Annotated in this window: 12 protein-coding genes; 5 read left to right on the forward strand and 7 right to left on the reverse strand. The window is 64.0% G+C overall.

Annotated elements, in window-relative coordinates; all coding sequences use genetic code 11:
* Positions 1 to 46 precede the first annotated feature (46 nt).
* From KO490_RS09790 to KO490_RS09800, 3 genes are all read left to right on the forward strand, one after another.
* Positions 47 to 865, forward strand: a complete 819-nt coding sequence (locus KO490_RS09790) for an alpha/beta hydrolase fold domain-containing protein (RefSeq protein ID WP_216019238.1) — start codon at positions 47 to 49, stop codon at positions 863 to 865.
* A gap of 51 nt (positions 866 to 916) precedes the next feature.
* A complete protein-coding gene (locus KO490_RS09795; RefSeq protein WP_216019239.1) occupies positions 917 to 2,296 on the forward strand; it encodes a BCCT family transporter in 1,380 nt (459 codons plus the stop codon).
* Between the two features lie 159 nt (positions 2,297 to 2,455).
* Positions 2,456 to 3,370: an Asd/ArgC dimerization domain-containing protein gene (locus KO490_RS09800; RefSeq protein ID WP_216019240.1), complete on the forward strand. Its 915-nt coding sequence runs from the start codon at positions 2,456 to 2,458 to the stop codon at positions 3,368 to 3,370.
* A 43-nt stretch (positions 3,371 to 3,413) separates the two neighbouring features.
* On the opposite strand, the gene KO490_RS09805 is transcribed toward KO490_RS09800, so the two are convergent.
* The 7 genes from KO490_RS09805 to KO490_RS09835 all read right to left on the reverse strand — a co-directional run bounded on the left by KO490_RS09805 (position 3,414) and on the right by KO490_RS09835 (position 11,696).
* A complete protein-coding gene (locus tag KO490_RS09805) occupies positions 3,414 to 4,295 on the reverse strand; it encodes an NAD(P)-dependent oxidoreductase (protein WP_216019241.1) in 882 nt (293 codons plus the stop codon).
* 36 nt (positions 4,296 to 4,331) lie between these two features.
* The gene (locus tag KO490_RS09810; protein ID WP_216019242.1) at positions 4,332 to 4,661 is read right to left on the reverse strand and encodes a cupin domain-containing protein; all 330 of its coding nucleotides are present in this window, start codon (positions 4,659 to 4,661) and stop codon (positions 4,332 to 4,334) included.
* Positions 4,662 to 4,718: 57 nt separating this feature from the next.
* On the reverse strand, positions 4,719 to 7,040 hold the full coding sequence (locus KO490_RS09815) for a DUF4962 domain-containing protein (protein ID WP_216019243.1): 2,322 nt from the start codon (positions 7,038 to 7,040) through the stop codon (positions 4,719 to 4,721).
* A 73-nt stretch (positions 7,041 to 7,113) separates the two neighbouring features.
* A complete protein-coding gene (locus KO490_RS09820; RefSeq protein ID WP_252727106.1) occupies positions 7,114 to 8,679 on the reverse strand; it encodes an extracellular solute-binding protein in 1,566 nt (521 codons plus the stop codon).
* Positions 8,680 to 8,705: 26 nt separating this feature from the next.
* Entirely contained in the window at positions 8,706 to 9,587 is an 882-nt protein-coding gene (locus KO490_RS09825; protein WP_216019244.1) for a carbohydrate ABC transporter permease, read from the reverse strand.
* A 13-nt stretch (positions 9,588 to 9,600) separates the two neighbouring features.
* Positions 9,601 to 10,596, reverse strand: a complete 996-nt coding sequence (locus KO490_RS09830; protein ID WP_216019245.1) for a sugar ABC transporter permease — start codon at positions 10,594 to 10,596, stop codon at positions 9,601 to 9,603.
* The gene (locus KO490_RS09835; protein WP_216019246.1) at positions 10,593 to 11,696 is read right to left on the reverse strand and encodes an ABC transporter ATP-binding protein; all 1,104 of its coding nucleotides are present in this window, start codon (positions 11,694 to 11,696) and stop codon (positions 10,593 to 10,595) included. Before KO490_RS09835 ends, KO490_RS09830 begins: the two co-directional genes overlap by 4 nt.
* 278 nt (positions 11,697 to 11,974) lie before the next feature.
* On the opposite strand from KO490_RS09835, the gene KO490_RS09840 reads away from it, so the two are divergent.
* Both KO490_RS09840 and KO490_RS09845 read left to right on the forward strand, forming a co-directional pair.
* Positions 11,975 to 12,667 carry a GntR family transcriptional regulator gene (locus tag KO490_RS09840; RefSeq protein WP_216019247.1) on the forward strand — a complete coding sequence of 231 codons (693 nt, stop codon included), beginning with the start codon at positions 11,975 to 11,977 and terminating at the stop codon, positions 12,665 to 12,667.
* A 70-nt stretch (positions 12,668 to 12,737) separates the two neighbouring features.
* Positions 12,738 to 14,114, forward strand: a complete 1,377-nt coding sequence (locus tag KO490_RS09845) for an MATE family efflux transporter (RefSeq protein WP_216019248.1) — start codon at positions 12,738 to 12,740, stop codon at positions 14,112 to 14,114.
* Positions 14,115 to 14,161: the final 47 nt, after the last annotated feature.

The following is a 14,161-nucleotide window of genomic DNA, read 5'->3' on the forward strand; positions in this document are numbered from 1 at the left end:
TCTGCGGCGGCGCATCCCACCATGTCATCCGAAACGGCCAGGCAGCATGATCGCCATCGAACAGTTCAAACGCGAATTCCAATCCGGTCTGGACGCGATGGCGGGTCTCTCCATCACGGATGCGCGTCGCGCCTACGACCTGCTCTGTGCGCGTTTCGCGCCCGAACCCCCGCGCGGCATGACCATTCGCGACAGCGCGGTCGGCGGCGTGCCGCTGCGCCATCACCGCCCGTCATCCTGCAGGCCGGGCACGGTGGTGTTCCTGCATGGCGGGGGCTTTACGATCGGATCGCTCGACAGCCATCAGGGTGTCGCCGCCGGCCTTGCGCAGGGGCTGGGCCACGATGTGGCAGCCGTCGGCTATCGCCTGCTGCCCGAGGCAAGCTATGCCGATGCGCTGAGCGATTGCCGCGACGCGATCCGCGCGCTGGACCCGGTGGCGATCGTCGGGGACAGCGCCGGGGGGCGGCTGGTCATCGACATCGCGCAGGACATGGCCGAGGCACCCCCACTGGGGCTGATCTATCCGGTCGCGGGACGGCCCCGGGCGGAAACGCTCGGGCCCGATGCGCCGCTTCTGTCGCGCGCGGACGTCCTGTCGGCCTGGGCGGCCATCGAACCCCACGCCCCGGCCAGTGGCCCGTGCCCGTCTGCACGGATCGAGGTTCTGGCCGTCTCGCGCGATCCGCTGACCCTGCCCCTTGAGCATGCGGTCGCAGAATGGCGCGCCCTTGGGGCCCGCGTCGGCTATCGCCGGGCCACCGACATGCTGCATGGCTGCCTGCATGCCCGCGAATCCCTGCCCGCGATGAAGACCGCCTGGGACGAATTCTGCGCCGCGCTGAAGGCGGCGATCGACGGATGACAAGAAGGGCCCGGCATCCGCATGGGCCCCACATCAACAAAGGAGAGTGATTTGAAGCATAATCTCGGCATCAGCATCGCGACGGTGCTGACGGTCGCAGCCCTTATCGGGGCGGCCGCCATCGCACCCCAGACCTTCCAGTCCCTGCTCGAGACGGTCAAGGTATCGGTCATCGGCAATATGGGCTTCATCTTCACCTGGCCCGCATTCCTCGCATCGGTCGTCTTCGCCGTGGCGATGTTCACCCCGCTTGGCAAGCTGCGCTTCGGCGAAGGGCCGCCCGAATTCTCGACCCTCAGCTGGATCGGGATGCTGTTCGCGACCGGGATGGGGATCGGCCTGCTGACCTGGGGCGTCCTGGAGCCGAACTATCACGTCGATGCCGGGAACAGCCGCGATCAGGCGCTGCTCTATGCGTTCAACCATTGGGGCCTGCTGGCCTGGGCGGGATATCTGGCCGTGGGCGTCATCTTCGCCCATGCCATGCACAACATGGGCATCGGCAAGCCGGCCGAGACGCTGCTGGGGGGTGGCATGCTCAGCCGCATCAACCTGGTCAGCCTGGTCGTATCCACCGTGATCGGGCTGTCGCTGACCTTCTCCTATGCCGCCGATCCGCTGCAGCAGGCCGTCGCGCGCTATACCGGCGTCGATCTGGACGCGGCAATCGTCATCCTGGTCCTGTCAACCTTCGCCATCGCCTCAAGCACGACCGGCATCAAGCGCGGCATCAAGTGGCTCAGCAACTACAACACCCTGCTGGCGCTGATCCTGATGATGGGCGTCTTCGTGCTGTCGCAGCCGCTGGAAATCCTGGGCACCTTTGCGCGCCTGGTCCCCGAATATCTCGTGCGATACCCGGCAATGGCCACCGATATCGGCCTGGGCGATCCCGAACGCAAGGCGTGGCTGGCCGACTGGCTCTATGCCTTCGAGGCGGCATGGTATGGCTGGTTCGTCTTTACCGGCGTCTTCATCGCCCGGATCTCGAAGGGGCGGACGCTGCGCCAGATGGTCGTGGGCGTGATGCTGGTTCCCAGCCTGTTCTCGTGCCTATGGTTCACGGTCTTCGGCATCGCAGCCCTGTCCGCCGGGTCCGAGGACGTCTTCGCCCTGATGTCCACGCTGGACGGCAGCGGCGTCCTGTCGGTGATCCTGACGCTGAACATCCTGCTGTTCTTCGTCACCAGCGCGGATTCCGCGGGCCTAGTGTGCGAGATGCTGACCGTGCGCCGTTCACGCGCATTCTGGATCCTGATGATGGCGGGGCTTGCGGTGGTGATCAACCGGATGGATGGCGACATCTTCAAGGTGATCCTGTCGCTCATCTCGGTCGCGGCGATCCCGGTGGCATTCGGGATCTTCGCCCTGACCGCGGGCTTCGTCCTGCTGGCCCGCCGGGGGCGAACCGGCACCCTTCGCGCGATCTGAGCGCCGTCATGTCGACCAAAGGCCCCCGTCACGGGGGCCTTTTCATATGCAATCGACATCCGGGCAGCCTCCCGAGGCCCGAAACCCGTTGCAATGTGACTGACATGTCAGCGATAGATACCTGACATTTCACAAATGATAACGCGAAAAGGGGGATGCATGACCCGGAAACTGGCGGTGCTTGGCGCCCTGGGCCTTCTTGGACAGCATCTGATCGCGCGGCTGCTGCGCGATCCGCGCGTTCAGATCGTGGGCCTGCACGATCACCGCCATGCGGATGATCTGAACGGCACGCCGTGGTTCGCCGATCCCTCGGCCCGCGATTTCGTGGCTGCGCAGACGATCCTGCCGCCGGAGGCGCCGGCCACGGGCGATCTGATCCTGTCCTTTCTGCCGGACGACGGCGCGCAACGGATCGAGGCGACGCATCTGGGCCGTGGCGCCCGCGTGCTGTCCCATTGCGAATATGCACGTCATCAGGGCCTGCTGCTGGCGCCGGGCCTGCCGATGCCCGATACCCGCCAAAGGCAGCTTCTGGCCACGCCCAACTGCACGACCGCGATCTGCGCCCTTCCCTTGTCGCTGCTGCATCGCGCCTTCGGGATCGCCGCGCTGCATGTCACGACCCTGCAGGCCGTCAGCGGCACCGATCTGCCGGGAATGCCCGCGTTCATGGGCCACGACAATGTCACATCCTCGATCCCGGGCGAGGCGCGCGCCCTGGAATCCGAACTGTCGGTCCTGTTCGGGGACGCCTTCCCCGTCAGCTGCATGGCGACGCGCGTGCCTGTCTGGCGCGGGCATACGATGACGCTGATGATGCACCTGAACGAGGATGCGGGAATGGATCAGCTGGCGCAGCTTCTGCGCAGTGCGCCGGGCATCCGTTTGTCGGATGGCAGGCAGGCGTTGCCGATCTGGCAGCCGGAAACCGCAGGACAGGATCTGCTCTGCGTGGTCGAGGCGCTGGATCGGTCGCCGGACGGCTGGGTCAGGATGACGCTGCGGGGCGACAATCTGGGGATGGCGACGGCCGGGCTGATGGCCGAACTTGCGCGGATGCTGCCCGCCTGATGACGGGCGAAGCCGGGGCGACGTTGCCGCCGCCCCGAACCCCTCAGCGTTCGAGCTTCAGGAAATAGTCGAAGATTTCCGGCACGTTGCCGTTGCCCATGCCCGCATCGACCGCAGCCTGCAGGTTGCCCGACGTGCCCTCGGCGATGGGCGCGCGGGTGCCCAGATCCTCGGCCATCTTCAGGAAATAGCCCAGGTCCTTGTTCGCGTTGTTGATCGAGAAGCCCAGATCGCTGACGCCGTCCACGGCATAGTTCTTGCAAAAGCCCATGAAGGGCGAATTGGACGGACCGCTGGACATGATCTCGTACAGCTGCGCGCGATCGACGCCCGCACGTTCGGCCACGGCGAAGGCCTGGCTCATGGCGCAGACGGTCGTCATGCCCATGAAGTTGTTGATTAGCTTGGTCGTGTGACCCGCCCCGAGCGCGCCCAGATAGTAGACGTTCTCGCCCTGCTCCTCGAGGACCGGGCGCACCTTTTCGAAGGTCTCCTTGTCGCCTGCGGCCATGATGTTCAGAAGGCCGTCCTTGGCATGGGCAGGCGTCCGCCCCAGGGGCGCGTCGATCATGCCTGCGCCCTTGGCCGCCAGGTCCGCGCCGATCTTGCGGGTGGATTCCGGGATCGAGGTGCCGAAATCGACCAGCACGGCGCCTTCGCGGATGCCTGATAGGATGCCGTCATCGGCATAGACGATCTTCTCGACCACCTCGGAGGTGGTCAGGCACAGCATCACGATATCGGCGGCCGCCGCCAGGTCGCGCGGGGTGGATGCCTGGGTGGCATTGCCGCGCGCAAGAACCGCGTCCACCGCGTCCTGGTTGAGGTCCATGACGACCAGTTCGAAGCCCTTCTTCTGAAGGTTCTCGACCATGTTGCTGCCCATGAGGCCGAGGCCGATGAAGCCGATGACGGGTTTGGCCATTGCGAATTCTCCCAGTTGTATTGGCATTCTTGAGGATCAGAGGAAGTCTTCACGATGCGGCGTGAAGATATCCAGAAGCGTTCCCGCCTCGAGGCAGGTCGCGCCATGCACGATGTCGGGCTGCTTGTAGAGCGAGTCCCCCGCCGAAACGACATAGGTCTCGTCGCCGACGGTGAATTCGAACTTGCCCGAGATCACGTAGGTGATCTGCTCGTGCGGGTGATGGTGCAGGGCCGCGACGGTGCCCTTTTCGAAATGCACTTCGACGCACATCACGTTCTTGTCGTAGGCGGCGACCTTGCGGGTCAGCCCGCCCCCGGCGTCGAACAGCTTGTTCTCGCTGGCGGGGAAATAGTTCTTGGTCATCTTGCGTCTCCGAAAATTGCGGGGAACGGGCCGGTGCCGGTCCTTGGGTGCGGGCCCTCAGGTACGGGCCAGCTTCTTCATCACCACGCGGAACGTGTTTTCGTCGGGATCGGTGAAATAGAGGTCCGCGTCATAGCCCTGATCGTCCAGGAAATGGAAGATCCGCTTGGGGTCCTTCAGGCTGTAGGGCACCAGCAGGGTCGCGATCCGGTGGCGGGTGGATTCGGGGTATTGCGCGTGCAGGCAGGTGCTGACGGGCAGGCCCTCGATCTCGGCCGGATCGACATCGGGGAAACCGGTTTCCTGGCTCAGGACGGGCTTGCCCGCCTCGGACCAGATCACCTGACCATAGAAGCCCGCGCGTTCGCCGGTATAGCGGAAAGAACTGGCCCCCAGATCGTATTCCCCATTCGCATGCAGCAGCCAGTCGATCGAGACCGGCGTTTCGGCATCCACGCTGTCGACGATCACGAAATAGCTGTTCTGCACGAAATAGACCTCGCGCTCGGCCAGCGTCACTTCGGGAGACAGCGAACGATAGGCCTCGGTCGCATCACCCTTGATATAGACGTGGTCGCCGCGATCCTCGGCCGTGACGATCCGACCGGTCGCGGCCATCGCGCGGGTCTTGTCCTTTTCGGCGTACTGGCCCTTGCCGTTGATCAGGATGGCATTCTTGGACCGGGTCTGGCGGCGCCAGTTGCGGTGCATGGTCGAATTGAAGGCGACATAGTATCCCGACTGGATCGCCAGATCCTCGCCATAGGCGGCCATGCAGAAGGCGTTCTGATCGCCATGGCTGTGGCTGACGGACCCAAAGCGGCTGGACTTGAACACGAACTGGATATGGTTGTCGGGATCGTCCATCGCGTGCTGGATGCCGACCCAACCGATGCCCCTGAACCAGCGCATCCCGCCTTCGGGCGCGGTCGGCTCGACGAAGGGGAAATCGGTCCGGAAGGTCAGCTCGTCGAAATTCGTGTCCCACCAGCCCCAGTTGTAGAACGCCCCTTCGGTGCCGGGGTTCAGGCGCAGGTTCTCGTCGCAATACCACTGGTATGCGCCGTTACCCGTGACGCCCGCGAACTGGCGCATGTTCAGCCCGGTCTTGATGCAGGGCAGATCGCCCTGGGTGCTGTCGTCGCCGAAGGTTGCACGCCGCGTGTTCGGGGCCTTGCAGAACAGCGGGAAGTCGCCCGTGTTCTGGAAGAAGGGCCGCCCGTACAGATCGATCCCCGCAAAGGATTTCAGGCGGTTCGCGGCCTCGATCAGATAGGCCATGCCCATCATCCAGTAATTCGTGCCCTCGGCCCATCCGCCGTCGCTGTCGCCCCAGGGGCTGTAGACGGTGAACAGGAACTCGACGCAGTAATCCAGCCAGTCGCGGGCCTCGTCGGCCTCGTCGTCGCCCAGAAGCGCGATGCAGGCCGGGATCAGCGTCAGCGAGACCGAACGAACCGCATGGCTGTCATAGGGGAAGAGGTGGATCTTGGCATTGACCATCGCGTGTTCCGCGATGTCGCGGGTGCGTTCCAGAAGCGCCGCGCGCACGGTCGCGCGCTGATCCTCGTCCAGCTGATCGTGCAGCCAGTCGTAACCCCAGGCCAGCGCGTTGGTGACACGATAGGCCCATTCGTCGGTATAGGCGCGCGAGGTCACGCCCATCGGATCCCAGCTGGCGATTTCCAGCAGCCATTCCTTGGCGCGCGCCAGCATCTGCGCATCGTCGGTGACCTTGCCGCCGATCGCCAGGTGGCGGACGGCATAGATCGCCTCCTGCAGCTCGATATAGGTCTTGCGCCAGACGGGCGCGGTCCGCTTGTGGTCGGGATAGCCCGCAGGCTCGGACATGACATCCCGGTCCATCCAAGGAAGGACGGATTTCTCGTAGAAGTTCGACCAGGTGCAATGCTGCGGATCGGCGGCCACGTCCTTCTTGAACTGCGCCAGCCTTTCGGGGTTCAGCCACAGCCGGGGATGGGCCTTTTCGGCATCCGCGAAACGGGCCTTGCGACCGATCAGCGGGGTCTGCGGCAGATCGGGTGTGATCTCGAAGCTGCGCGTGCGGCTCCAGCCGGTGACGGGTGCGCCGGTGGCCGGATCGCAGACCGCATAGGACCAGTGGTAACGTCCCGGCGCCAGCGTGCTGTCGGGGGTGAAGAAGTTCACCGGGATGCCCTTGTGGGTGACCGTGTCGCCGGCAGGGAAATCCGCGCTGCCCGAAATGCGCAGGACGTATTGCGCCTCGTCCTCGATCACCGGCAGCCAGGTGAAACGCGGCGGGTTTTCAGTGACATCGCCGGCGCCGTCGGGCGCGTATTGGATGGTCAGGCGCCCCGCCTTGGGTTCATCGAGCAGGGGAAGTGACTTGCCGGACATCGGATATCTTTCTTCTTGGTCGGTTCGGTGATCCGCGCGACCCCGGACGGGCCGCGCGAACGGGGATCGCTGATCAGTCGTACTGACGCTGATAGGCAGAGTTCATGACCTCGATCACGTCCTGGTAGCCCATCCTGTCCAGGGTGCTGACATAGCTGTCCCATTCGGCCTCGACATCGCCCGAGCCCAGGATCCATGCCTGCTGGCGTTCCAGCATGTAGGTCCGGATCGAGGGCCAGTACTTGTCGTAGACGGCCTGCTCCTCGGGGTTGAAGGACACGCCCAGGAACTGGTCGATCAGCAGGTCGTTCGCCTCGTAGAGCTTGATCCCCTCGCGGGCATCCTCCGAGGTCCACTGCCATTCGTAGCGGTAATCCATCCAGTAGCCGCGATAGATCTGCGCGCCTTCCAGATACATCTGGCTGTTGACCGGGGTGTCGCTGTTCAGCACCTCGTCGGTGAAGACGGGTTCGCCGTCGACCATGTTCCAGGTCTTGCCCTCGACCCCGAAGTTCGAAAGGTTGCGGCCTTCTTCGGTGAACCAGAAGTCGAAATACTTCACCGTCTCGACCGGGTGCTCGTTCATGTAGCTGATCGCCCAGCCGTCGGGCTTGACGGGGATGCGACGATGCTCCTCGATCCGCTTGCCCGACACGGATGCGGGCGGCAGGAACGGGATGAAGTTGAAGCCCTCGATCCGGTCCTGCAGCGGGATGTTGTATCCCGAGGTCGAGGCGAACCAGTCATGGGTCATCCCGCCCAGATCCTCGGACAGCAGATAATCGCGCGAGGACGAACCGCGAGTGAAGATCTCGGGGTCGATCAGCCCTTCGGAATACCACTGGGCGATGTTCTTGATGCCCGTGCGGTATTCCTCCTGGGCATAGGGATGCACGACGCGGCCCTCGTCGTTCACGAAGAAGTCGTGATAGGTGTCAGACCCCGAGGAACGCCCGTCCCACAGCGTCAGAAGGCGGCCGATCTCTTCCCACTGGCGGGCGAAGAAGGGGATCTCGTCCTTGCGGCCGTTGCCGTTCGGGTCGTCGTTGCGGAAGGCGGTCAGGACGGCGTGCAGCTCGTCCACGTTCTGCGGCTGCTCCAGACCCAGCTTGTCCAGCCAGTCCTGGCGGATGTACCAGGCGCGCCCGAATTCACCGTCCGGCAGATAGGGGATATAATAGTAATTCCCGTCGGCGGCAGAGATGGATTCCAGCAGCTCGGGGTGATCGTCCCAGAACTTCTGGATATGGGGCGCATGTTCGGCGACCAGCTCGTTCAGAGGCACGAAGGCGCCTTCGGGGCCGTATTGGTTCACCGGCTGCTGGATCAGGTTGCCGCCCACGATGTCGGGCAGGTTGCCCTGGGCGATCAGCAGGTTCATGGCCTCGGCCGCGTCGGTGGTGTTGCGGCCGGCGGTGGCATCCTTCAGATGGATGCCGGTCATCTCGCGGGCGGCTTCCTCGACCGGATAGATCTCGCTCGGCGAGCCGCCGACGCCATAGCCCTGGGCGCGGGGCCAGTGCATGTGGATGGTCAGCTCCAGCGGTTCGTCGACGATGCGCAGGTGATCGTCGGCGAAGGCCGGTGCGGTCATGGCCGTGGTCGCAAGCAGGGCCAGTGCGGGCTTCAATGTTCTCATGGTCTCCTCCCGTTTGAAGTTGTGGGTCATTCCTTCACGCCTCCCAGCAGAATGCCCTTGTTGAAATACTTCTGCATGAACGGATAGATCAGCAGCACCGGGATGATCGAGCAGACGATGATCGCCGCGCTGACCGTCTCGAAGGAATAGGCCGAGGTCAGCAGCGTGGATGCGAATTCCTCGTCATCCGACAGCTCCGCGATGACCTGGCGCAGATAGACCTGCAGCGGGATCTTGTCCTCGCTCTGCAGCAGGACCATCGCCCAGAAAAAGCCGTTCCAGCGCGACACGATGCAGAACAGCGCGACCGTGGCGATGGCGGGCTTGGACAGCGGCATGTAGACCTTCCACAGCACCTGGAACTCGTTCGCGCCGTCCATGCGCGCGGCTTCCTCGAAGCTCTGCGGGATGCCCTCGAAGAAGTTGCGCATCAGGATGATGTTGAAGCCGTTCACCGCGAAGCCGATGATGATCCCGAAATAGCTGTCCAGCAGACCAAGGTCGCGCATGTTCAGGAAGAAGGGGATCAGGCCTGCGTTGAACCACATGGTGAAGGCCACCATCAGGTTCCAGAACCGCCGACCATAGAGCTGCGGGCGCGACAGCGCGTAGGCGCCGGGGATGATGAACGCCAGGCTCATCAGCGTGCCGAAGATCGTGTAGATGAAGGTGTTCTTGTAGGAACTCCAGAACAGGGGTTCCGACAGGACGCGCTTGTAGGCCTCCAGCGTGAAGCCCACCGGCGTCAGGATCACGTTGCCCGCGCGGGCCTCGAAGCCGGTGCTGAAGGACAGCGACGCCATGTAGATGAACGGATACAGCGTGGACAGCGCGAAGACGCCCAGCAGGACCATGTTCATGATCACGAACAGGCGGTCGCCGCGGGAATAGAGGTTCATGTTCTTCATGATCTTCTCCTTCTCACCACAGCGAGGTGCGCGAATAGCGCTTCGAGACGGTGTTGGCGGTCATCACCAGGACGAATGCCACGACTGCGTTGAACAGGCCTGCCGCGGCGGCAAGGTCGTACTGACCGCCCTGAAGGCCCTGGCGATAGATGAAGGTGTTCACGACGTCCGCCGTCTCGTAGGTGGCGGGCTGATAGAGCAGGATGATCATCTCGAAGCTGACTTCCAGCATGTTGCCGATGCGGATGATCAGCATGATGATGATCGTGGGCAGGATCGAAGGCAGCGTGATCTTCCACACCATCTGCCAGCGCGACGCCCCGTCCACCACCGCGCTTTCATAGAGCGTGGGCGAGATGCCCGCGATGGCCGCCAGGTAGACGATCGACTGGAAGCCCGCCTCCTGCCAGATGCCGGTGCCCACGAAGATCGGGCGGAACCATTCGGGCTTGGTCAGGAAGTAGACCGGATCGACCCCGAACCAGCCCATCACCGTGTTCACGATCCCCGCCGAGGGCGAGAAGGCCGTGATCACGATCCCCGCGATGATCACCGACGAGATGAAATGCGGAAGATAGACAATGGTTTGCGCGGTCTTCTTGAAGGTCTGGTTCAACACCTCGTTGAACATCAGGGCCAGCAGGATCGGGACCGGGAAGCCGAACAGCAGGCTGTAGAAGCTGATGATGATGGTGTTCTTCAGCGCCCGCACGAACTGGTCGTTGCCGAACAGCGTGTGGAAATGTTCCAGCCCGATCCAGGGGCTGCCCGCGATGCCGCGGAAGATGCTGTAATCCTTGAACGCGATCTGCAGCCCGTACATGGGCTTGTACAGGAACACGATCAGCCAGACGATGGTCGGCAGCAGCAGAAGATACAGCTGCCATTCGCGCTTCAGGTGGTCGCCGATGCGCTGCACGCGCCCGGGACGACGACGGCGTTGCGCCTCGCGTGCCTCGATCACCAGTTCCTCGGTGCGGGCACCTCCGACTTCGGGATCGATGCTCATTCTTCCAACCTCTGTCCGGGGAACGCCTCGCCGGTCTGGGCGTCGAAGACGCGGATCAGGTGCGGCTGGATGGTGAAGCCCGAAAAGTCCTTGAGGATGCGCATCTGGCCCACGGTCTCGGTGCGGACGACGAAGGGCTGACCAGCCAGCGTGGTATGGATCAGCGCCTCCGATCCCAGTGTCTCGATCAGTTCGGCCTGCAGATCGACGCGATCGGGCTGTTCGCTGCTGGCGGCCTTCACGAATTCGGGGCGGATGCCGATGATGATCTCGCGGCCTTCGGCGTTCTGCAGCGCGGGCAGCGGTGCAAGCGCGATGCTTTGGCCGTCGAACTCGGCGCGCGGGCCGTCGGGTCCGGCTGCGACGCGGGCCTTGACCATGTTCATCGGGGGCGACCCCAGGAAGCCCGCGACGAAGGTGTTGGCCGGGTTCAGGAACAGCTCCATCGGCGATCCGACCTGCTCGATCCGTCCGTCATGCATCACCACGATCCGGTCGGCCAGGGTCATCGCCTCGACCTGGTCGTGGGTGACATAGATGCTGGTCGCGCCAAGGCGCTTGTGCAGGCGCTTGATCTCGGCGCGCATCTGGGTGCGCAGCTTGGCATCGAGGTTCGACAGCGGTTCGTCGAACAGGAACACCTTGGGGCGCCGCACGATGGCGCGGCCCATGGCAACCCGCTGGCGCTGACCGCCCGACAGGTCGGCAGGCCGGCGTTCCATGTATTGCGTCAGCCCGAGGATCTTGCCCACCTCGTCGACCGAGGCTGCGATATGTTCCTTGCTTTCCTTGCGGATGCGCAGGCCGAAGGCGATGTTGTCGGCGACGTTCAGATGCGGATAGAGCGCGTAGTTCTGGAACACCATCGCCACGTCGCGATCCTTGGGTGCGACGCGGTTCACGTTGCGACCATCGATGGTCAGATCGCCGTCGGTGATCTCCTCGAGGCCCGCGATCATCCGCAGCGTCGTGGATTTCCCGCAGCCCGAAGGCCCCACCAGAACGACGAATTCCTGTTCCTGCACCTCGAGGTCGATCCCATGGACCACCTTGACGGCGCCATAGGCCTTGACGATGCCTGCAAGCTGAACTCCAGCCATAGCTCCCCCTGTGTCGTCGGCGACGTCCGGACATCCGGCGTGCGCGCTCCCTCACCGCGAAATCGCGCCGGCCTCCACAACCGATTGATTCGCGCATGATCTGCATCTGGAATACTAGTAATTATTCTTGAATACTAGTATCGATTAATGGCGGAATTTCTGAAGGGATGTGCCAGTATGCGAATCGGGCGCATCGCGAATTCGGGACCCGAGGCTTGCCGCCGGGTCCGTTTCCCGCGAAGAGGCGCGCTTGGATCGTTGTGCAGAAGGAAGATGGAATGATGCAGTTGCACCAGACGCGCGACCGGCGCACCAGCGTGGACGAGATCTTCGACTACCTCTATGACGAGATCAACGCCCTGAACCTGCTGCCCGGCGACAAGATATCCGAGGCCGATGTCGCCGCCCGCTTCGGCGTGTCGCGGCAGCCCGTCCGCGATGCCTTCAGCCGGCTGGCGAACCTGGATCTGCTGCTGATCCGCCCGCAGCGCGCGACCGAGGTGAAGCGCTTTTCCATGCGCGAGGTGGTGAAATCCCGTTTCGTGCGCCTGTCGGTGGAAACCGAAGTGCTGCGCCGCGCCGCCCTTCACTGCGACGACGAAGGTGCCGATCGGCTGGACGAGGCGCTGGCTGCACAGGAAAGCGCGGTCGAGAAGCGCAAGTTCGACAAGTTCGGCCAGCTCGACTACGACTTTCACCGCCTGCTGTGCGAGATCGCGCAGGCCGATTTCGCCTTCGACGTCATCATGGCCGAGAAGTCCAAGGTCGACCGCCTCTGCATGCTGGGGCTGTCGAAAGAGGACCGGATGCCCGAACTGGTCGCCGACCACCGCGAGATCGCGGATGCGGTGATCGCCCACGACCCCGACCGTGCGATCCGCATCGGTCAACGCCACCTGTCCCGACTGGACGAGACGATCCAGAGGATCACGATCAGCAACGCGAACTATTTCGAAACCCCCGAGGCCTGACCGCCCCGAAGGGCGGCCGGGCGCAAGTCGCGTCCCCCGTCCGGGGGCGCCATTCAAGCGCTGTACATAGATGCCCTTCGATTCAAGCAAGCCGCCCGCCCATTTGGCGGGCCCGACCGCCCGCGACGTCTTCCGCCTTGCATGGCCCATGACGATCAAGGCGATCTTCCTGTTCGGCACCGTCGTGATCGACGCCTATCTCGTCGCCGCCCTGGGCGAGGCATCGCTGGCGGCGATCGGCCTGGCCGCAGCCATCAGCGGTTTCGTGCTGGGCGCGATCCAGGCCTTTGCCAATGCCATGCAGATCCGCACCGCGCAGGCCTATGGCACGGCGGATCAGGTCTTCCTGAAATCCTCGATGGCGTCCGGCATGGCGATCAGCCTGGCCGTGGGCCTGATCGGGCTGCTGGCCATCTGGGTCTTCGGCGGGCCGGTCATAGACGCGCTTGCCCCTTCCGTACAGGTCGCAGGCCTGGCGCGCGGCTATCTGGCGATCTTCTCGTTCGTGATCCTGGGCGAGGCGATCGGCCAGTGCATCTCGAGCTATCTCAACGGCTGCGGCGAGACGCGCGTGCCGCTCTACAGCCTGTGCCTTGCGGTGCCCGTGAACGTGGCGGTCAGCATCGTGCTGATCCACGGATATCTGGGGATGCCCGCGATGGGGGTGAACGGTGCCGCCATTGGCAGCGTGGTCGCGGTGGTGATCCAGGTGGCCTTCCTCCTCTATCGGCTGGTCGGCGCGGCGGGTCATCTTCGCGCCGTCAGCGGGTGGCGAGAGGCAAGCTTCGGCCGAACCCTCATGCGCCATCTGGGCTTTGCGCTGCCCATCGCCGCGACCTTCCTCAGCGCGGCAGTCTCGACCCAGGTCTGCGCGCTGATCTATGCCAAGCTGAGCCTGAACGAATTTGCCGCGATGACCCTGATCGGGCCCTGGATCCAGATGACGGGCACGGTCGGCATGCAGTGGGCCATCGCCACCGGCATCATCGTCGCGCAGCTTCTGGGACAGGGCCGGGACGAGGCCGTGCTGGACCGTTTCCTGTCCAGCGCATGGCGCGCGGCCTTCATCGCCTCGGCGGGCGTGGCGGTGCTGCTGCTGGGTGTCTGCCTGTCGGCCAATGCGCTCTATTCCGATCTCAGCGCGGAGACGCGGATGATCGTCATGGGCTTTCTGCCGATCCTGCTGCTGCTGCCCTTTCCCAAGGGGTCGAACGCGATCTGCGGCAACACCCTGCGCGCCAGCGGCGACACGATCTATGTCATGAACCTGTTCGTCACCGCGCAATGGCTGTTCCGCGTGCCCGCGACCGCGCTGGCCGTGCTGTGGTTCGATTTCGGGGCCGTCATGGTCCTGTCCATCCAGCTGTGGGAGGAGGTGCTGAAATTCCCCGCCTTCCACCGCCGCCTGCTGCGCGGCGACTGGAAACGGTCGGTCATCGGCAAGTGACCGGCCACGCCCCCCGTTCCGGCAACGGGGGGCCGCATCACAAGAGC

Source organism: Paracoccus sp. C2R09, from assembly GCF_018860625.1.
GTDB lineage: Bacteria > Pseudomonadota > Alphaproteobacteria > Rhodobacterales > Rhodobacteraceae > Paracoccus.